Annotated in this window: 20 protein-coding genes and 1 tRNA gene; 11 read left to right on the top strand and 10 right to left on the bottom strand. The window is 64.0% G+C overall.

Features of this window, described 5'->3' with window-relative positions; translation table 11 throughout:
* Positions 1 to 41 precede the first annotated feature (41 nt).
* Complete coding sequence (locus tag ACK41X_RS16345; protein WP_409725475.1) at positions 42 to 431, top strand: gamma-butyrobetaine hydroxylase-like domain-containing protein; 390 nt, start codon at positions 42 to 44, stop codon at positions 429 to 431.
* Here the strand turns inward: ACK41X_RS16345 and ACK41X_RS16340 are convergent, their stop codons facing one another.
* Positions 432 to 1,037 (bottom strand): L,D-transpeptidase, encoded by a 606-nt coding sequence (locus ACK41X_RS16340; protein ID WP_409725472.1) that lies wholly within the window; start codon positions 1,035 to 1,037, stop codon positions 432 to 434.
* Positions 1,038 to 1,173: 136 nt separating this feature from the next.
* Positions 1,174 to 1,578 carry a RidA family protein gene (locus ACK41X_RS16335; RefSeq protein ID WP_409725469.1) on the bottom strand — a complete coding sequence of 135 codons (405 nt, stop codon included), beginning with the start codon at positions 1,576 to 1,578 and terminating at the stop codon, positions 1,174 to 1,176.
* Positions 1,579 to 1,825: 247 nt separating this feature from the next.
* Between ACK41X_RS16335 and ACK41X_RS16330 the strand changes: the two genes are divergently transcribed.
* Complete coding sequence (locus ACK41X_RS16330; RefSeq protein ID WP_409725467.1) at positions 1,826 to 2,908, top strand: C4-dicarboxylate TRAP transporter substrate-binding protein; 1,083 nt, start codon at positions 1,826 to 1,828, stop codon at positions 2,906 to 2,908.
* A 91-nt stretch (positions 2,909 to 2,999) separates the two neighbouring features.
* Positions 3,000 to 4,943, top strand: a complete 1,944-nt coding sequence (locus ACK41X_RS16325) for a TRAP transporter large permease subunit (RefSeq protein ID WP_409725464.1) — start codon at positions 3,000 to 3,002, stop codon at positions 4,941 to 4,943.
* A gap of 47 nt (positions 4,944 to 4,990) precedes the next feature.
* Here ACK41X_RS16325 and ACK41X_RS16320 read toward each other — a convergent pair whose 3' ends face one another.
* The 4 genes from ACK41X_RS16320 to gph all read right to left on the bottom strand — a co-directional run bounded on the left by ACK41X_RS16320 (position 4,991) and on the right by gph (position 7,224).
* Positions 4,991 to 5,455 (bottom strand): RidA family protein, encoded by a 465-nt coding sequence (locus tag ACK41X_RS16320; protein ID WP_409725461.1) that lies wholly within the window; start codon positions 5,453 to 5,455, stop codon positions 4,991 to 4,993.
* A 155-nt stretch (positions 5,456 to 5,610) separates the two neighbouring features.
* Positions 5,611 to 5,685, bottom strand: a tRNA-Val gene (locus tag ACK41X_RS16315).
* A 63-nt stretch (positions 5,686 to 5,748) separates the two neighbouring features.
* Entirely contained in the window at positions 5,749 to 6,324 is a 576-nt protein-coding gene (locus ACK41X_RS16310) for a PEGA domain-containing protein (RefSeq protein ID WP_409725459.1), read from the bottom strand.
* Positions 6,325 to 6,501: 177 nt separating this feature from the next.
* The gene (gene gph, locus ACK41X_RS16305) at positions 6,502 to 7,224 is read right to left on the bottom strand and encodes a phosphoglycolate phosphatase (RefSeq protein ID WP_409725456.1); all 723 of its coding nucleotides are present in this window, start codon (positions 7,222 to 7,224) and stop codon (positions 6,502 to 6,504) included.
* A gap of 128 nt (positions 7,225 to 7,352) precedes the next feature.
* Here gph and rpiA point away from each other — a divergent pair, with 128 nt between their 5' ends.
* The 5 genes from rpiA (at position 7,353) to ACK41X_RS16280 (ending at position 12,736) form a co-directional block, all read left to right on the top strand.
* Entirely contained in the window at positions 7,353 to 8,060 is a 708-nt protein-coding gene (rpiA, locus tag ACK41X_RS16300; RefSeq protein ID WP_409725454.1) for a ribose-5-phosphate isomerase RpiA, read from the top strand.
* A gap of 29 nt (positions 8,061 to 8,089) precedes the next feature.
* Positions 8,090 to 8,602, top strand: coding sequence for a DUF2059 domain-containing protein (locus ACK41X_RS16295; RefSeq protein WP_409725452.1), 513 nt, complete (start codon positions 8,090 to 8,092; stop codon positions 8,600 to 8,602).
* Positions 8,603 to 8,618: 16 nt separating this feature from the next.
* On the top strand, positions 8,619 to 10,004 hold the full coding sequence (gene gor / locus ACK41X_RS16290; protein WP_409725449.1) for a glutathione-disulfide reductase: 1,386 nt from the start codon (positions 8,619 to 8,621) through the stop codon (positions 10,002 to 10,004).
* Positions 10,005 to 10,088: 84 nt separating this feature from the next.
* Positions 10,089 to 11,222, top strand: a complete 1,134-nt coding sequence (locus ACK41X_RS16285; RefSeq protein WP_409725446.1) for a transporter substrate-binding domain-containing protein — start codon at positions 10,089 to 10,091, stop codon at positions 11,220 to 11,222.
* A gap of 125 nt (positions 11,223 to 11,347) precedes the next feature.
* Positions 11,348 to 12,736 (top strand): class II 3-deoxy-7-phosphoheptulonate synthase, encoded by a 1,389-nt coding sequence (locus ACK41X_RS16280; protein WP_409725443.1) that lies wholly within the window; start codon positions 11,348 to 11,350, stop codon positions 12,734 to 12,736.
* 34 nt (positions 12,737 to 12,770) lie between these two features.
* Here the strand turns inward: ACK41X_RS16280 and ACK41X_RS16275 are convergent, their stop codons facing one another.
* From ACK41X_RS16275 to ACK41X_RS16265, 3 genes are all read right to left on the bottom strand, one after another.
* Positions 12,771 to 13,190, bottom strand: a complete 420-nt coding sequence (locus tag ACK41X_RS16275) for a DUF1127 domain-containing protein (protein WP_409725441.1) — start codon at positions 13,188 to 13,190, stop codon at positions 12,771 to 12,773.
* 90 nt (positions 13,191 to 13,280) lie between these two features.
* Positions 13,281 to 14,183 carry a LysR substrate-binding domain-containing protein gene (locus ACK41X_RS16270; protein ID WP_409725438.1) on the bottom strand — a complete coding sequence of 301 codons (903 nt, stop codon included), beginning with the start codon at positions 14,181 to 14,183 and terminating at the stop codon, positions 13,281 to 13,283.
* A 1-nt stretch (position 14,184) separates the two neighbouring features.
* Positions 14,185 to 15,147, bottom strand: a complete 963-nt coding sequence (locus ACK41X_RS16265; RefSeq protein WP_409725436.1) for a LysR substrate-binding domain-containing protein — start codon at positions 15,145 to 15,147, stop codon at positions 14,185 to 14,187.
* A gap of 121 nt (positions 15,148 to 15,268) precedes the next feature.
* On the opposite strand from ACK41X_RS16265, the gene ACK41X_RS16260 reads away from it, so the two are divergent.
* The 3 genes from ACK41X_RS16260 to ACK41X_RS16250 all read left to right on the top strand — a co-directional run bounded on the left by ACK41X_RS16260 (position 15,269) and on the right by ACK41X_RS16250 (position 18,641).
* Positions 15,269 to 16,060, top strand: a complete 792-nt coding sequence (locus ACK41X_RS16260) for a crotonase/enoyl-CoA hydratase family protein (protein ID WP_409725433.1) — start codon at positions 15,269 to 15,271, stop codon at positions 16,058 to 16,060.
* Between the two features lie 445 nt (positions 16,061 to 16,505).
* The gene (locus tag ACK41X_RS16255) at positions 16,506 to 16,865 is read left to right on the top strand and encodes a diacylglycerol kinase (protein WP_409725477.1); all 360 of its coding nucleotides are present in this window, start codon (positions 16,506 to 16,508) and stop codon (positions 16,863 to 16,865) included.
* 39 nt (positions 16,866 to 16,904) lie between these two features.
* The gene (locus tag ACK41X_RS16250; RefSeq protein WP_409725430.1) at positions 16,905 to 18,641 is read left to right on the top strand and encodes an NAD+ synthase; all 1,737 of its coding nucleotides are present in this window, start codon (positions 16,905 to 16,907) and stop codon (positions 18,639 to 18,641) included.
* A gap of 46 nt (positions 18,642 to 18,687) precedes the next feature.
* On the opposite strand, the gene ACK41X_RS16245 is transcribed toward ACK41X_RS16250, so the two are convergent.
* Positions 18,688 to 19,478, bottom strand: a 791-nt coding sequence (locus tag ACK41X_RS16245) for a DUF2865 domain-containing protein (protein WP_409725428.1), incomplete at its 5' end; no start/stop codon positions are given.

Raw genomic sequence — 19,478 nt, 5'->3', positions numbered from 1 at the left:
AGCCTTGGTAGAGACCTTAGTCTGACGGTATCAAATCGGCCATGAGCAGCACGACAAACAGCCCGCAAGCCTGGCCGACGGAACTGCGCCTGAGCAAGGATCGCCGCATCCTGAGCATCGTCTTCGATAACGGCGAGCGCTTTGAGCTTTCCGCCGAATACCTGCGGGTCAAAAGCCCGAGCGCCGAGGTGCAGGGCCATTCGCCGGACGAGCGCAAGACCGTGCCCGGCAAGCGGGACGTGATGATTCTCGACATCCAGCCGGTCGGGAACTATGCCGTCCGGCTGACGTTCGACGATATGCACTCCACGGGAATCTACGCCTGGGATTATTTCGCGGAACTCGGCCGCAACCGGGCGCAATATTGGCAGGACTATCTCGACGAGCTCGCCGCCAAAGGGTTGTCGCGCGAGCCCGCCAGGCGCTCCTGATTATTTCACCACGATCACCTTGGCGCCGACCTTCACGCGCTCGTAGAGGTCGATCACGTCGGCATTGGTGAGCCGGATACAGCCCGACGAATCGGCTTCGCCGACCGAATCCGGATCGTGTGTGCCGTGAATGCGGTAGATGGTCGAGCCGATATAGAGCGCGCGCGCGCCGAGCGGATTGCCGGGACCGCCCTTCATGTGCCGCGGCAGATAGGGCTGGCGCTTCAGCATTTCCGGTGGCGGCCGCCAGTCCGGCCATTCGCGTTTGGCGCTGACCGTGTGGATGCCGCTCCAGGTAAACCCATCGCGGCCGACGCCGACGCCGTAACGGATCGCGCGATTGTTGCCGAGCACGTAATAGAGCTTGCGGTCCTTGGTGAAGACGATGATCGTGCCGGGCTTCTCTTTGGTCTCGAAGCCCACTTCCTGACGGCGCAATGAGAGGATTTCGAAAAGTCCTTTCATCCGGGCGTTCTGCGGTGCGCCGCCGAGAAGCATGCCATGAGGGTCGGTGATGGAGGGATTGGCGGCGGCTGACGCAACGCCGAATACAACCGATGCGCCAAGCAGCGTGAGAACGCTCGCGAATGCTTTTGCGGATTTCATGCCGCCCCTTTGTCCCATGCCGGTCAGGATGGGGCAGTCTTAACCCGAAAGTTTGATCGCCAAAGCGCGCAAGGTGTCACAAGGCGCCGGTCACCCGGTGCCTGTTGCGCGGGCGCCACACTTTAGGCGTCTCCGATCAAGCGCGTGGCGCATAAAAGGTACCCTCAACCTCGAATATGTCGCCCTGATTGAGATTTTTGACCTCCACAATGGTACGCGGCGGATAGGGGCCGCCTGCCCAGAGTGCCTCCTGGACCGCATTCACAAGCGGCCGGAGCCGGTCCATGTCGGTCACGTAGACGACGAGGCGGACTGCGTCCTGCAAGGTTGCGCCTTCGGATTGTGCAATCGCCTGCATGTTGACGAAGCCCTGCCGGATGCGCGCTTCATCGCCATCGACCAGCCGGTTGGTGGCTGGATCGATGCCGCGCATGCCGGCGACGAAGACAAAATCGCCGGCGCGCGTGGCCAGGCTCCAGGTTCCGGTCGGCGCAATTGCGCCCGCCGGTGACAAAATTTGCACGCGTGCCGGCGCTGACATCTGCGACCTCCTTTTCGATACGTGCGAGCCAATAACCTTTCGGATGAATGATCGGCAATGTTTTCAGCCAACCCGAGCCGATGTCGGCCATGTCGCGAATTTTCATCATCTGGGAATCGTCCGCGACAATCGTGCCGCACCCGTCAACAGCACCAAAGCTCTCGCGCCGCAGCGCACAGCATGCTTTTATGCAACACGACGGCCGCCCGAGCGAGAAGCGGCTTTTGTTTTGGAGAGGGACGAACGAATGAAGAAGAGAACATTGCTATTGGGAACATTGGCGGTGGCGGTGGGCGCTGCCGGCTTCACACTGCCGGCTGCCGCCCAGACCGAAACGATCCGCCTCACCATCGCCTCGAGCCATCCGCCGGTCATTCCCTGGGTTGCGGCGATGCGTAACACCGTGGTCCAGAAGGCCAACAAGGCACTGGAGGCCAAGGGTTCGAAATATCGCATCGAATGGAACGAGGCCTATGGCGGCGTTCTCTACAATTTCGAAAACACCATCGAGGCGGTCGAGCAGGGCATCACCGATTTCGGCTGGGTCGGTACCTTGTGGGAGCCGGCGAAGATGCCGCTTCACAACATCGGCTTCGTCACGCCCTTCGCCAACGACGACCCGAACGTCATCGTCAAGGTGATGGACGAGATGTCGACCAAGAACCCCGCCTTCATCAAGGAATGGGAGAGCAACGGCGCCATCTTCTTCTCGACCACGACGTCGGACAGCTATCAGCTCTTCACCAAGTTTCCGGTGCGCACGCTCGCCGACCTCAAGGGGAAAAAGCTGCTTGCGGCTGGCGCCGTCGGCGCATGGGTGGAGGGCCTCGGCGCGACCTTCGTCAATGCCGGCATTCCGACCTTCTACAACGCGCTGCAGACCGGCGTCGGTGATGGCGTCGTGCTGATCCCGTCCGGTGCTATCCCGATCAAGCTGCACGAAGTCGCCCCGCATGTGACCATCGTCAATCTCGGCGCGGTTGCCTTCGGTGGCTTTGCCGCCAACAAGAAGAAGTGGGAGAGCCTTCCGCAGGAAGTGCGCGACGTGCTGAAGCCGATCGCCATGGAATACGCGGCCGAGAATGTGCGCATCGTGCAGGAGCGCGAAAAGGCCGGCATGGAGCGCATCAAGAAGGAAGGCGCGAAAATCTATGTGCTGCCGGAGGACGAGCGCAAGCGCTGGGCCGAGGCGATGCCCAATCTCGCCAAGGCCTGGGTCGAGGACAACGAAAAGAAGGGTGTCCCGGCACGGCAGATCATGAAGGATTACATGGACGCCCTGCGCAAGGCGGGCGCCAAGCCGTTGCGTGACTGGGACGCGGGGCTGTAACAACAGGTCTTGCGATGCTCAGCGGGTAAGATGCCCGCGATGCGATACGGGCGCCGGTCAAAGGCCGGCGCCCGACTGATTGGGACGGGGCATGGATATCGTAAAACAAGAAGGCGCGGCGCCGGGCCTGCTTGGCAGGGCCGATGCAGGGCTCAATGCACTGCTCTCGGCGATCAGCTCGATCTGGATTTTCGCGGTCATGGCGCTGATCTGCATGGATGTCGCCATGCGGGCGCTGTTCAACCGGCCGATCTCCGGTGTCGTGGAATTCGTCGCGCTTTCGGTCGCAGGATTTGTGTTTCTGCAATTGCCCAGCGCGATCGCCAACCGCCGCCTGCTGCGTGCTGAAATGCTGATCGATCCGCTCGAAAAGCGGCTGCCGCAATCGGCGGGCATCTTCAATCTTGTTTATGTGCTGGTCGGCGCCTTTCTGTTCGCCAAAATCCTGCAATGGGCCTGGCCGGATTTTCTGCGGGCCTATGCGAGCGGCGAGTTTGCCGGTACCCCCGGCGCCTATCAGATCCCGGTCTGGCCGTTCAAATTCGCGTTGATCATCGGCTCGACCGTCGCGTTGGTGCAGTTCCTCAAGCTCGCCGTTATCGAAGCCATCGGCGTCATCCGGCGGCGGAGCGAAGCCGGTGCAGGTTTCGTCGCCTATCTGCCGGGACTTGTATTTCTCCTGGTGCTGACGGCCTTTATCGCATTCCTCTTCATCAACGACCCGCGGCCGATCACCGTCGGCATCTATTGCCTCGGCGCGATGCTGGTGCTGGTGATGCTCGGCATGCCGATTCCGCTGGCGTTGATGGGCATATCCTATCTCGGCATCTGGATCGCACGCGGCAGCGAGATCAATGCGCTGAACACGCTCGGTCTCGCCGCCTCGAGCGCCGCCGGCTCCTACGAGTTCGGTGTGATCCCGCTGTTCATCATGATGGGCGTCATTCTCGAAAAGGCCGATGTCGGGCGCGATGCCTTTCAGGTTGCCGCGGCCATTCTGCGGCGGCTGCGCGGGGGCCTCGGCATGGCCACGGTCTTCGCCAATGCGATCTTCGCATCCATCGTCGGCTCCTCGGTCGCATCGGCCGCCGTGTTCAGCCGGATTGCGGTCCCGGAAATGGTGACCCACGGCTACACCAAGCGCTTCTCGGTCGGTTGTGTGGCAGGATCGTCGGTGCTTGGCATGCTGATCCCGCCGAGCCTGCTCCTGATCATTTACGGGCTGGTGGCCGAAGTGTCGGTCGGGCGGCTTTTCATTGCGGCCATCGTTCCGGGCGTGATTTTGGCGCTGGCCTTCTGCATCGGCATCTATCTGATGGCGGTATTTACCCCGCGCTTCGTCGGCGCGCCGCGTCCGGCTGACGACATGCCTGCGATGTCGATTGCGGAGATGCTGGTCAAGCTCGGACCGATCGTGATCCTCGTGGCTGCGGTGGTCGGTGGCATCTATGGCGGCATCTTCACGCCGACAGAGGCTGCCGCCGTCGGCACCGCTTTTGCTTTCGTCATCGCCTTTGCGCGGCGCCGGCTCGACTGGGCGACCTTCAAGGCCATCCTGCTGGAGACCGGTTTCGTCTCTGCGGTGATCCTGTTCCTGATCGTCGCCGCCAATCTCTATACCCGCCAGGTGGCGCTGACCGGCATTCCGATGCGCTTTGCCGACTGGGTGACCGGCGCCGGCCTCGACATGACCGGTTTTCTCGCCGTCTATTTCGTCGTGGTGTTCCTGCTCGGCATGATCATCGACTCGGTGTCGATCATCCTGATCATGCTGCCGATCGTGCTGCCGGTGCTGGAGGCGCTCGACGGCAGCAAAATCTGGTTCGGCATCGTCACCACGATTGCGGTCGAGATCGGCCTGTTGACCCCGCCATTCGGCCTGGCGGTCTATGTGGTGAAAGGCGTGTTGCCGAAGGACTTCATTTCCCTGAACGCGATTTTCACCGGGGCCGCGCCGTTCGTGGCGCTGATGATCCTGGTCACGATCCTGATCATGGCCTATCCGGACATCAGCCTCTGGCTGGTGTTCCGCTGAAGCGGAAACCGCGCGCCCGGCTGCGGGCGCGCATGCTGCGATCGCCGCTATTTTCGCGGAAACACCGCCATCATCTCGAGTTCGACCCGCGCACCCGGCGTTGACAATTGATTGACGCAGACCGTGGTGCTGGCCGGCGTCCAGTCGCCGAAATATTCCGACAGCACCTCGACCATCCCGTCCATGTCGCGCATGTCGGTGAGATATTTCGTGACCTTGACGACGTCGGTCCAGGTCAGCCCCTGATGGTCGAGAATGCCCTTGATATTCTCCATCGCAAGCCGCGTCTGGTCCTTGATGCTCACCGGATGATTGTGCTCGTGCAATTCGTGCGGATGCTTGTGATAGAGCGGGGAAGGGGTGGCGCCGGAAATGATCAGAAGATCGCCCGGTGCTTCGATGCGGATTGCCGGCGCGTACGGCATGTCGCTCTTGCGTGCGGGCTCGGTCTGGATTTCTCCGATCGCGGGGTTGGTCGGCGATGTGACGAAGGCGGGTCCGCGGGTAGTCATGGTCGGCACTCCGGTTGGATCTGCTGGCGCGCGTCATGCGCCTCCGCCACGGCTATCGCGTCGGGATTTCGCTGGCAATGGCCGGCCGCCGCGTCCGCGACAGGCTTGGCGTCGTGACAGGCAGCCGACAGGATTGATTTCGACAATCGGAAAAATGGTGGGCGCGACAGGGATTGAACCTGTGACCCCTCCCGTGTGAAGGGAGTGCTCTCCCGCTGAGCTACGCGCCCGAAAGGCCCCGCACTTACGTGACGGGTCCAAGCTGTGTCAAGCGACTGCGCCGCGTCCGGCGCCTAACGAGTCTGCTGCGGAGCCGGCCACGCGCCGGCGGGCGGCTGGCCCTGCTGCGGCTGTCCGAAGCTGCCGCTCTGCTGAGGCGGCGGGTTGAAGCCGCTGGTGGAGGGCGGCGGCGCGAAGCCGCCCTCGGCCGGCGGTTGCGTCTGCGGGGCTGCTGCCGCGGGCTGCTGCGGGCGCGGCTGGGTCGCAACCCTCGGCTTCTTGGCCGGCGGACGGCGCGGTGCAACCTTCTGCATTTCGATTGCGACAGGGCTTGGCGTGAAGCGCGGCTGGCCGGCGGTCAGACCCGCTTCCTCGTTGCCGCGGATATCCTCCGGCGGCAGCAATTTTACCGGGACGGTTTGTGTCTGGTAGCCGTTCAGGCTGAAGGTCGCCTGGAAATCGGCGGCGGGAATGGCAAGCGCGCAGGGCGTCTTGCAGGTCTGCCCGCCGGAGGTCGTTACCTCGGCACCCGCCGGTTCGGACTCGAATTGCAGCGGTACGGTCGGCGTCGCCGTGCGCATCACATCGCCCGAACTGGAACACCCCGCGAGCGCAAGGCCGCACGCCATTATCGTCAGATACTTTACCATCGGTTCTGTCCAATCGGTGGGGCCCCCGGGAGGCACCGCGGTCGGCACGACCATATGAGCCGCGGTGGCCCCGTTGCAACCGCTTGAAAGCGGGATCCCGCTTGCTGATGATCTCACGGGCGCCCATGAAAAAGCTGCAAACGGCGTCAAATTTGCGGCTAATTCAGTCAATCATGGTTAATTTCCGCCATGATTGCCAGCCTGATCCTTGGCCGCAACCTCCCTGGCCGGAACCAGGCTCAGCACCGCCTCGGGCAGCGCCTCGTAATGTCCGATCAGCCGGTCAGGACGCAGCTCAGCCATCGGAATCGGAGTATAGCCGAAATCGACCCCGATCACGGGGACGCCGGCGGCGCGGGCAACCCTGACATCGGTCTCCGAATCGCCGACCATGACCGCCCGTGCGGCATCTCCGCCCGCCCGCAAGATGGTCATGCGCAACGTGTCCGGATCGGGTTTCTTGGTCGGGAACGTATCCTGGCCGCAGATTGCAGCGAACCGCGACGTCAGTCCGAGCGCATCGAGCAGCCGCAGCGACAGATGTTCGTATTTGTTGGTGCAGACCGCAAAGGCGAAGCCCCGCGCGGCAAGGGAGTCGAGCGCCGCTTCAAGTCCTGGATAAGGCCGCGAGCGCGCGGCGATCCGATCCGCATAACCCTGGAGGTAGCGCGAAAAAAGCACATCCATCGCGGCCTCGCCAGGATAATGACCGCGTTCGGCGAATGCGCGTTCGAGCAGCGGCCGCACACCCCCCCCGATCATCGGCCGGGCAATGTCATAGCCGAGCGGCGGGATACCCTCGGTTGAAAGAATCGTATTGAGATTGTCGATAAGGTCGGGTGCGGTATCGACCAGCGTTCCATCAAGGTCGAAAACGACGATCGGCGGTGGTGCGGACATGGCGATGGGCTAGGCCGCCCCGCATCCGAAATCAAGTCTTGCGGAGCGCGGGCGCAAGGGGGCTAGGTTCGCCGATCAAACAGGGGTAGAGAAGCCGCCGGTTTCTCAAAAGGGACAGCCCATCGCCCATGACGTCCGATGCCTTGAAACGGCAGGCCGCCGCCCGCGCGCTCGATTTCGTGCGCCCCGGGATGCGGCTCGGACTTGGCACCGGCTCGACCGCGCGGCATTTCGTCGAGCTTCTCGGCGCGCGGGTTCGCGCCGGTCTCGACATTGTCGGCGTCCCCACCTCGGAGGCGACCGAAACGGATGCGCGGTGTGCGGGTGTGCCGCTGACCACGCTCGACCAGACGCCGCACCTCGATCTGACCGTCGATGGCGCCGATGAAATCGGTCCGGGCCTTGCCCTGATCAAGGGCGGCGGCGGCGCATTGCTGCGCGAGAAAATCGTCGCGGCGGCGTCCGACGCCATGATCGTGATTGCCGACGAATCCAAGCTGGTTCCGGCCCTCGGCGCCTTCGCGCTGCCGATCGAAGTGATCCCGTTCGGACTTGGCGCGACGAAGATTGCGATCGGCCGCGCGCTGGAAACGCTCTCTTTGTCGTCGGAATTGCGTCTGCGTATGACGCCGGACGGTCATCCTTTTGTCACCGATGGCGGTCACCGCATTCTCGATGCCGCACTCGGCCGTATTCCCGACCCCGAGGCACTCGCCGGTGCGCTCGCCGCGATTCCGGGCGTTGTGGAGCACGGACTGTTTTTGGGTTTGGCCACAGTCGCAATCGTGTCGACTCGATCGGGAATCCGCGTCATCGAACGGCAGGACCGGCCATGACATCCATCAGACCAAGGGGAGTTTCTATCATGCGCGTACAATCGCTGGTTCGTTCGGCTGCTGCCGGTCTTGCGGCGTTCCTGTTGCTCGCCATGCCCGCCACGCCCGTCGAGGCGCAGCAACCCTCGAAGAACGCCGTGGCGCTCGCCAATGAGATTCTCGATGTCCGGGGATCGATGACGATCTTCGAAGCCATCGTTCCGGGGGTGGTCGAGAAGTCCAAGGCGACTCTCCTTCAGATGAATCCCAACCTGTTCAAGGATCTCAATGAAATCGCCGCCGAGCTGCGCAAGGAATTCACGCCGCGGCTCGCCTCGCTGCGCGAGGAGATCGCCAGGCTTTATGCATCGCGCTTTACCGAGCAGGAATTGAAGGACACGCTCGCCTTCTACAACTCACCGCTCGGCAAGAAGATCGTCGCGGAGGAAGGCAATTTCGTCGACCGCTCCATGGCCACCGCCCAGGACTGGGCGATCAAACTGAACGACGAGGTGCTCCGCCGCTTCCGCGCTGAAATGAAGAAGCGCGGCCATCCGTTCTGACCGGGCGTTGATGCCGATGAGCGATTTCGACGTCGACCTCTTTGTCATTGGCGCGGGTTCGGGCGGCGTCAGGGCCGCGCGGATCGCCGCCGGTCATGGCGCCAAAGTCATGATCGCGGAGGAGTTTCGGGTCGGCGGCACCTGCGTGATCCGCGGCTGCGTGCCCAAGAAACTCCTGGTCTATGCGTCACGCTTTGCCGACGAATTCCACGACGCGGCCGGCTTCGGCTGGAGCGTCGGCGAGACGACATTCGACTGGCCGACGCTGATCGCCAATAAGGATCGCGAGATCGACCGGCTGGAAAGCGCCTATGTCGCCAATCTCGAACGCTCGAACGTCAAGATCGTGCGCAGCCGCGCCGTGCTCGAGGACGCGCATCGCGTGCGGCTTCTGGCGACCGGACAGATCGTACGGGCGAAGCATATTCTGATCGCAACCGGCGGATGGCCGCATCCCGGCGCCGACATCGCCGGGCTCGAACACGTCATCTCCTCGAACGAGGTTTTCCATCTCAAGGAATTGCCCAGGCGCATCCTGATCCAGGGCGGGGGCTATATAGCGGTCGAGTTTGCCGGCATCTTCCGCGGTCTCGGTTCGGAGGTCACGCTGGTCTATCGCGGCGACAACATTCTGCGGGGCTTCGACGAAGACGTTCGCGCGCATCTGCGCGGCGAGATGGAAAAACGCGGCATCACGATCCTGACCCGCCGCCTGGTCGAAGCGGTCGAGAAGGTCGATCATGGCCTGTGTGTCTCGCTCTCGGACCATGAGCAGGTGATTGTCGATCAGGTCATGTTCGCGACCGGCCGCCGCCCGAACGTCTCAGGTCTTGGTCTCGACAAGGCGGGCGTGCAGCTCGACGACAAGGGCGCGATCAAGGTCGACCGCTTCTCTCGCACCTCGGTCCGGCACATCTATGCCGTGGGTGACGTCACCGATCGCGTCAACCTCACCCCGGTCGCGATCCGCGAGGGCCATGCCTTTGCCGATACGGTATTCGGCGGCAAGGAGATCGTGGTCGATCACTCGGATATTCCGACCGCAGTCTTTTCCGAACCCGAGGTCGGCGTGATCGGATTGACCGAAGCCGAGGCGCGCCATCGCTATGCGCGCGTCGACATCTACAAGACGAGCTTCCGTTCGATGAAGATGACACTGGCGGCGCGCGATACGCGCTCGTTCTTCAAGATCATTGTCGATGGCGAGACCGACCGCGTACTCGGCTGCCACATCGTCGGGCCCGAGGCCGGCGAAATGATCCAGCTGGTCGGCATTGCGATCAAGATGAACGCCACCAAGGCGGATTTCGACCGGGTCATGGCCGTACACCCGACCGCCGCGGAGGAGCTGGTCACCATGCGGACCAAGGCAGCGACCTATATCCGCGAGGCGGCGGAGTAGCGCGTCGAGACCCCGCTCCCATGCGCCGCCGGTTCCGACTATGCTGGGAACGTTTCCGGACGGCGCGGGGAGGCATGAAGCCGCATGAGCGTATGGCAAGGATTGGGCCTGCGGCCGGCCGCGAGCTATGTGACAGCACTTTGGTTTTTTCTGCTTGCGTCCTGGGCGGCTGTGGCTCAGACGGGCAACCCTGCCGGCCTGGATGCGTTGCTGCAGCGTGAGATCGTGGTCGGCACCAAGGAGGCCGCCCCCTTCGCAATGAAGGGGCCTGACGGGCAATGGACCGGCATCAGCATCGATCTGTGGCGACGCATCGCTGCGCAGAAGAATATCCGCTTCCGCTTTCATGATGAGGACACGGTCCCGGCGCTGATCGACGCCGCCGCCTCCGGCAAGGTCGATATTGCGGTTGCGGCGCTGACGGTAACAGCCCCGCGCGAAGAAATGCTCGATTTCACCTCGGCCTTTTACGGTACCGGGCTTGGCATCGCGGTCGCCTCTGGAGGACCGGCGAGCTTGGCGCCGGTGATGCGGACATTGACCTCGGTCAGCTTTCTCCAGGCGGTGCTGGCGCTGATCGGTCTCGCGCTGGTGGTCGGCTTCGTGGTGTGGCTCCTCGAACGTCGGCACAACGAGGAATTCGGCGGCAGCGTCGCCAAGGGTCTCAGCTCCAGTGTGTGGTGGACCACGGTCGCCATGACCCAGCGCGGCATCGGGCACCAGGGTCCGCGCACGATGCCGGGCCGCCTTATCGCCATGGTCTGGATGGTCGGCTCGATCATTACGATTGCGGTCTTTACCGCGGCCATCACCTCGGCGCTCACTGTGCGGCATCTGCAGGGCTCCGTGCAGGGCGTGACAGACCTCTCCAAGGTGCGGGTCGGCGCGGTCACGGGCTCGTCCACCGAAGAAACCCTGAGAAAGCTGCGGATCGGTTTCGAAAGCTTTCCGAATGCCAAAGACGGGTTGCAGGCGATACGCGACGGCAAGCTCGACGCGTTCGTCTATGATCGGCCGCTGCTCGCCTGGACCATCAGCCAGGATTTTCGCAACAGCATCCAGCTGCTCGATGTCATTTTTGACCAGCAGCATTATGCCTTCGCGCTGCCGTCCGGCAGCCCGCTGCGCAAGCCTGTCAGCGTGTCCCTGCTGACCGAAGTGCGAAGCCCCTGGTGGGGCGAGACCCTGTACCGCTATCTCGGCGACAAGGGCCAGTAGGGCGGGCCGTCGCGTCGCAAAATTTTGCCGGAACGCAGGCGTGGCGGCGTGAACCAAGTGCCGCTATAACGCGCCCAAGACAGACGGGGCCGCAGGAGACCGCCGCGGCCGCAGGAGTATCGATCATGCCGGAGCGTTGGACGCCCGAAAGCTGGCGCAAGAAACCCATCGTGCAAGTGCCGGCTTACCCGGACCGGGCGGCTTTGGCCGCGGTGGAAAAGCAGCTTTCAACCTTTCCGCCGCTGGTTTTTGCAGGCGAGGCGCGCAACCTGAAAAAGGCGCTGGCCCGCGTCTCAGCGGGCGATGCGTTCCTGCTTCAGGGCGGCGATTGCGCCGAGAGCTTTGCCGAGCACGGCCCGAACAATATCCGCGACTTTTTCCGCGTCTTTTTGCAGATGGCGGTGGTGCTGACCTTTGCCGGCGGCTCGCCGGTGGTGAAGGTCGGGCGCATCGCCGGGCAATTCGCCAAGCCGCGCTCCTCGCCGACCGAGAAGAAAGGCGATGTCGAGTTGCCGAGCTATCGCGGCGACATCATCAACGGCAACGAGTTCACGCCGGAGGCGCGCATTCCCGATCCGCGCCGCCAGATCGAGGCCTATCGCCAGTCGGCTGCGACGCTCAATCTGCTGCGCGCCTTCGCCCATGGCGGCTATGCCAATCTCGCCACCGTGCATCAATGGATGCTGGGCTTCGTGAAGGATTCGCCGCAGGCGCGGCGCTATCAGGAACTGGCCGACCGGATTTCGGAGGCGCTCGGCTTCATGCGCGCCTGCGGGCTCGATCTGGAAAGTCATCCCGAGCTGCGCACGACCGACATCTACACGAGCCACGAGGCGCTGCTGCTCGGCTTCGAGGAGGCGATGACCCGCGTCGATTCGACGAGCGGCGACTGGTATTGCACCTCCGGCCACATGGTCTGGATCGGCGACCGCACCCGCCAGCCCGATCATGCCCATGTCGAATTCTGCCGCGGCATCAAGAATCCGATCGGGCTGAAATGCGGGCCCTCGCTGAAGCCCGACGAACTGATTCGGCTGATCGACATCCTCAATCCCGACAATGAGCCGGGCCGCCTGACCCTGATCGGCCGCTTCGGCAACGAGAAGGTCGGTGAACATCTGCCGGCGCTCGTTCGCGCGGTGAAGCGCGAAGGCAAGAGCGTGGTATGGTCCTGCGATCCGATGCACGGCAACACCATCAGCTCGGTGTCGGGTTACAAGACGCGGCCGTTCGACCGCATCCTCGACGAGGTGAAGGCGTTTTTCGCCGTACATGCGGCAGAGGGCACTTATGCCGGCGGCGTGCATCTGGAAATGACCGGGCAGAATGTCACCGAATGCACCGGCGGCGCGCGCGCGATTTCGGATTCCGATCTCAACGATCGCTACCACACCTTCTGCGATCCGCGCCTCAATGCCGAGCAGTCGATCGACATGGCGTTCCTGGTCGCCGAATTGCTGAAGAAGGAGCGTGCGGCGCATGCGAAGCCGCTGCCGCAGGTGGCGGGGCTTTGAGACCGGTGCGGCGCGCCAGGTCACGCCGGCCGGATCAGGCGCGCCAGAACGGCTTTTGAATTTCCATGTCGGCGTCCGTCCGGCTGATGCCGATGTCGTGCAATTCGCGTTCGGTGAATCGTGCAAGCTGCTTGCGTTCGCGCGATCGCCGCAGCCAGGTCGCGACGGTGTACCAGAGGCCACGGCGTTGCCTTTGAAGGTCGTAGCGCGACAGGCCCATGTCGCGCAGCAGCCGGTCGTCGTAACGCTCGAGCTCGTCGCGCCGCAATCTGCGGCTCAGGTGCCGCGACACCCGGCTGGCGAGCGTGCGCAAGGCATGCGCAGCAAGCGAAAGCGCTTCGAGAAGCGCATGTCGCCTCCGAGAGTGACCGCAACGAGTCAGTGCGGCGATGTCGGAGAGGTGCGGCGGATCGAAAGGCGCCGGTTGTGGCATCGTCTTGACGGAACGTGTCATGCCGTCCTCCGTTTGGTGGATCGGCCATCAATCTAGGTGCGTCGCCATCGCGACCCGCACGACAAATCCTTCACGGAAGGTGAGGTCGGCTCACGGCTCGCGGTCGGTTGGCAAGGCGCGCAATTCATCGACCAGCCATTGCCGGAACAGCCGCGCTTCCGGGCGGTCGAAAATCCGGTCGGAGCCGACCAGCCAGTAGGACGAATCCGCCGCCCGCGGCTTGGCAAGCGCGACCAGCCGCTCGCCCTCGAGTTCGACATTGACCAGCGGCTTTCGTCCGATCGCGACCCCGAGTCCGGCGGCCGCCGCTTCGATGGCGAGCGCGATGGTATCGACCTCGATGATTGTGGAGGTCCGCCGGTCCTCGGAGATCGTCCGGCCAGTCCATTCGCTCCACTCATCGGCAACGCTGCTCAGGCAGATATGCGGTCCGTTGCCGATGACGCGGCGATAGTCGCTTGTGCCCGCTTGCATCAGGAAAGCCGGCGAACAGACCGGGACAATTTCCTCGCGAACGAGGCGCAACCAGGTTTGCGATCCGGCCGGCTGGTCGGCGCGGCGGATCGCCAGATCGATGCCGGCAAGGTCGGTCTCAATGCGGTGTCGCGTGGAATCGAGCTGCACGCGAATGTCGGGATGCCGCGCGCTGAACCTGCGCAGCCTCGGCAGTAGCCAGCGGCTCGCGAAGCTTGGGGCTGCGCTGATCGAAAGATGTCCCTGAGCCCGACGGCCGGGCACCCGCGCGGTCGCGTCATGCAGCGTCTGAAGGGCATCGCGTATGCACGATGCAAAGTCCTGCGCCTCCGGTCCCGGCTCGAGGCCTCGCGCGGCGCGAACGAAAAGCGGGCCGCCATACCAGCGTTCGATTGTCTCGATGGCGTGACTGACCGCGCTCGGCGTGACGTTCAGTTCGTCGGCCGCGCGCCGGAAACTGCGAAGGCGCACGGCAGCTTCCAGAAAACGCAACTGATTCAACGGGGGAAGACCAGACATGTCACGCGGCTTTCCCGGCCCGAAGCTGCAGCCGGTCCATTTCGTCAAGAAGCCAGGCGGAAAACGCCGCGATCAACGGGCGCTCCGTCGCACCGGGCGCAGCAACGAGCCAGTAGGATTGCCGGCAGGCGACGGGTTTGTCGCTCAATGCCATAAGGCCGCCGGTGCGGAGTTCGGGTACGACCGAAGGCAGCCGCGCCATGGCGATGCCCATGCCTTGTGCCGCGGCAGTAAGGGCCATCTGCAGGGTGTCGACGCGCAGGCCCTTTTCGGGGTCGGGCGCCGCCCTGTCATTGGCCGCGCACCAGTCGCCCCAGCCGTCGTCGGTGGAGGTAATTGAAATCAGCCGGTCGTCCGGGACGAGGCGAAGGTCGGTGCTTGCGGCAAACAAGTCGGGCGCGCAGACCGGCACCAGCGTCTCGGTCAGCAGGTGCTGCACATGCAGACCGGGCCAGTTGCCCGAGCCCAGCCGGATTCCGGCATCGAAGCCGTCGTCCGGAAATGTCGCAAGGCGATGGCTGGTGTCGATCGCGATCGAGAGGCCGGGATGTTGTGCTGCAAATCCCTGCAACCGGGGCACCAGAATCCGTTCGGCAAAGGTCGGAACGATCGTCAGCCGCAGCCGGTCGGTGCGCGCTTCGGGTCTTGCCAGGTCAGCGGCAAGAGCGGCAAAGGCCTGATGCACCGCCTTGTGATAGTCCGCGCCGGCCGGCGTCAGGCGGAGTGTCCCGCGCTTTTGGGCGAACAGGGCGGCCCCGAGCCAGTCTTCGAGCGACTGGACCGCGTGGCTTACCGCGCTTGCGGTGACGCCGGCCTCCTTTGCCGCTTCGGCGAAGCTGCGTGCGCGGCCTGCCGCTTCGAACAGGCGCAGGGTGCTCAGAGGGGGAAGCCGGAACGTCATCGGTGCATGTTGGATCGTGGTGGACATCAGCACAATAGGCGCGCGCGCCGTGATGAAATCCATTCATCGGGCGTGCAGGGCCTCTCAACGGCGGGAATGTCCTGCACGCGAGCTGAAATCCTTTCACTTGCCGGGATCGTCCCTCGCTTCCATCGTTTGTGCGGCCTCAATGATGGAGATGACGATGAACGCGCCGGTGCTTCTCAAGATCGACGACAAGATTGCGACACTGACTCTCAACAGGCCCGACAAGCTCAATGCCCTGAACTATCAGACGGTCGATCTGCTTCTTGCGATGCTCGACGAACTGGAGGTCGATTCCCGCGTCCATGTGCTCATCGTCACCGGCGCCGGCGACCGCGCATTTTCGGCCGGTGCCGACATCCGCGAATTTTCCGAGAGCGTGCGCAGCGGCAGGGCTGCGGCCGTGCGCGACTTCGTGCGGCGCGGTCAGCAGATGACCGCGCGGATGGAAGCGTATCGCAAACCGATCATTGCCGCCGTCAATGGCTATGCCTTCGGCGGCGGTTGCGAGATCACGGAGGCGGTGCCGCTGGCGATTGCCAGCGAGCGCGCTTTGTTTGCAAAGCCGGAAATCAGGCTCGGAATGCCGCCGACCTTTGGCGGCACACAGCGGCTGCCGCGGCTTTCGGGGCGCAAGCGGGCGCTGCAATTGCTGCTGACCGGGGAGCGCTTCGAGCCGCAACGTGCCTTGCAGGAAGGCCTGATCAATCGCGTGGTGCCGCATGCGGAACTCATGCCCGCGGCGCGTGAGCTGGCGTCGCGGATTGCGTGTCATTCCCCGCTTGCGGTCGCTGCGATCCTCGCTGCAGTGACCCGCGGGTTGAACATGGCGATCGGCGAGGGCCTTCAGGTCGAATCGGAACAGTTCGCCAGCCTTGTGCCCTCGCGCGACCTGTGCGAAGGACTGGATGCCTGGATGCAACGACGTGAACCGGTATTCTGCGGGCATTGAAGGCGGTGGGCCTGGATCGCGTCTCAGCTTAAAAGCGCGCATGCTGAAGTAATCGTTGACACGAAAAAGGCCCGTTGTTCCTGGCCTTTTTCACGCCCGGCCCCGAGCGCCGTGCCGTCGAAATTTTCCGGCCGTTAACGCTGGATCTGCGCAATCGGCATCGTCACTGCCTTGGAAAGGAATTGCAGACAATTTCAATCAACACTGCTCTCAGATGCGCTGGGGAAAAAGCGCACGGGGGTACAGGGGGCAAGGGTGGCAGGGCAGAAAGCCCAAAGCGCCACCGCAGTCGTAGCGATCGCGTCCATGCATGTCGTTCATTCACGTCATGGCCGCGATCGCTTCGCCGCTGCCGGGAGAGCCGGCTGCCGGTGCGCCGATCCTGACTATTCCATTCGCCGGATTTTCTGCTTTAGTCGCGCCGCCGAGGGAGGACGCAGCGACGATGCATCGGATGTGGCGGGCGACGCTGAATACGCTCAACGGATTGCGGGCGGCTGCCTCCAGTGAGGCGGCGTTCCAGCAGGAGGTGATCGCGTTGGCGCTTGCCGTCCCGCTGGCGCTGGTCGTGGCGACCAGTCTGTGGATCGCGCTTGCCCTGATCGGGGTGGTGCTGGCGGTCATGATCGTGGAATTGCTCAACACCGCGATCGAGAAGCTCGCCGACCGCGTCACGCTGGAGCACGACCCGATCATCGGCCGGGTCAAGGATATGGGGTCGGCCGCAGTTGGGTTGACGCTTCTGGTCGCGGGTGCGGTATGGCTCCTGGCGATCTGGGACCGCCTCTCCGGGTTGATCGGCTAGCATTTGCGGGCGGCAGTCCTGCCGCGCTAGAGGAGGGCCATGAACGCTCGTCCCGCCGATACGCTCGCGATCGCGCTTGCCCAGATCAACCCCGTCGTCGGAGACGTCGCCGGTAACGCTGCTAAGGCACGCTCCGTCTGCAAGGCGGCCGGGCAAACTGACTTGGTCCTGTTTCCGGAATTGTTCATCGCCGGCTATCCGCCGGAAGATCTGGTGCTGAAACCGGCCTTCCAGGCCGCATGCCGCGCGGCGGTCGAGGCGCTGGCGCGCGAGACCGCACAGGGCGGCCCCGCCATGCTGATCGGCACGCCCTGGGTGGAGAATGGCAAACTCTACAACGCGGTCGCTCTTCTCCATGGCGGGCGCATCGCCGGCTTGCGCTTCAAGGTCGACCTGCCGAATTACGGGGTATTCGACGAAAAGCGCGTCTTTGCCGTCGGGCCGATGCCGGGGCCGTTGAATTTCCGCGGCGTGCGGATCGGCGTGCCGATCTGCGAGGACATCTGGGGGCCGGAGCCGGCCGAATGCATCGCCGAGACCGGCGGCGAAATCCTGCTGGTGCCGAACGGCTCGCCGTACCGGCGCGGCGTGGTGGACCAGCGCCTCAGCGTGGCGGTGGCGCGGGTCAAGGAGACCGGACTGCCGCTTGCGTATCTCAACCAGATCGGCGGCCAGGACGAGCTCGTGTTCGAGGGCGCGTCCTTCGTGCTCAATGCCGATGCCTCGCTCGCGGTGCAATTGCCGCCTTTTGCCGAAGCCGTGGTGACGACGCGATGGCGCCGGGGCGGTGAGGGCTGGCATTGCGAGCCCGGCGAGATTGCGCCGCTCCTGCCGCAGGACCGCGCGGATTACAGCGCCTGCATGCTGGGGCTGCGCGACTATGTGAACAAGAACGGCTTTCCGGGCGTGGTTCTCGGTCTGTCGGGCGGCGTCGATTCCGCGCTTTGTGCTGTGCTCGGCGTCGATGCGCTCGGCGCGGAACGGGTGCGCACGGTGATGCTGCCCTATCGCTTCACCTCGCAGGAATCCCTCGACGATGCGGCCGCGGTCGCGAAAGCGCTCGGCATTCGCTACGACATCCTGCCGATCGAAAGCGCGGTGCAGGGCCTTGAGAAGAGTCTCGCGCCGCTGTTTCAGGGCCTGCCGCGCGACGTCACCGAGGAAAACCTGCAGGCGCGCGCCCGCGGCACCATCGTGATGGCGCTGTCCAACAAATTCGGCGCCATGGTGGTGACCACCGGCAACAAGTCGGAAATGTCCACCGGCTACGCCACACTCTATGGCGACATGAATGGCGGCTTCAATCCGATCAAGGATCTCTACAAGACCGAGGTGTTCCGGCTCAGCGCCTTGCGCAACGGCTGGAAACCGCAAGGCGCGCTCGGCCCCGATGGCGTGGTGATCCCGCGAAACGTAATCGAGAAGCCGCCGACTGCCGAATTGCGCGAGAACCAGAAGGACCAGGACTCGCTGCCGCCCTATGACATCCTCGACGGCATTCTCGAACGGCTGGTCGAGCGGGAAGAGCCGATCGCCGAGATCGTGGCGGCCGGTTACGATGCGGCCACCGTGATGCGGGTGGATCGCATGCTCAATCTTGCCGAATACAAGCGCCGACAGGCGGCGCCCGGTGTGAAGGTGACATTGCGCGGTTTCGGCCGCGATCGCCGCTATCCGATTACCAACACCTTCCGCGATCCGGGGACGCCGTTACCGGAGCCCGACCCATCGGTTATGAGCGCGGCGCCAACGAAGTCCGAAGCGTTCGATTTTTGACAGCGCAGACGCCGGGGCTCGCCGCGCCGCCGAGCGCCGGAGAATCTCAGTCCTCCGGCAGGAAGCGCGGCCCGACCGAACGGATCGGCTTTTTCGGCGCATTCGGATCGACCGGCTCGGCTGCCGCAGCCGGCACGGGCGCGGGCACCGTGGTGCCTCCTGTCTTCTGCGATTGCGGCAGGATCGGCCGGCCTTTGGCATCGCGCGGCGCATTCATCGCCCTGGCGCGTTCGTCGGTGACCGTGATGTCGCCCTGCACGGGCGGGGCATTTGGGTCTTCGCGAACCGCATCGGCCCAGCTTTCGCCCTGGGCCTTGCAGGCGCAGGATGAATCCAGCGCCTGCTTGTAGCGGAAGGCATTGGGCATCTGCGTATAGAGCTGACCGGTGATCGAAACCGCCTGGTTCATGTCTTCGCCGGGGTTGCGATGCGCGAACAGCATCACCTCCGCGGCCGGACACATGCGCTGGCAGGTCAGCTCGTCCTCGTGGAAGCGGTCCTGCGAGGTGGAAAACGAGATCGGGAAGAAGAAGCCGTCGCAGGTCCGCACGCAGACCGTCCGGTAGCCGCCGCCCAGTCCGGTATCCTGCTCGGGGCCGGAGGTGGAGCCCGGTCCGCCGAACAACTGTTCGAAGAAATTACCGGGCGCTGCACGCGCGGCCTGGGCGCGGTATTGCGGACCGCAATCGTTCTGCGCGAGCGCGTTCAGCACGGCGTGGCGCTGGCCGTCGCGCTCCATGCCCGAACCGCCCTGCAATTGCTGCAGGTCGCCCTGCGCGCGTGCGAGATCCGCGCGGATTTTCTGAATCTGGTTGTTCAGGGGCGCACATTTCTCCG

The sequence above is a fragment of the Pseudorhodoplanes sp. genome (assembly GCF_046289595.1).
In the GTDB taxonomy this organism is placed as follows: domain Bacteria; phylum Pseudomonadota; class Alphaproteobacteria; order Rhizobiales; family Xanthobacteraceae; genus Pseudorhodoplanes.
This window is presented reverse-complemented; position numbering and strand designations above follow the sequence as displayed.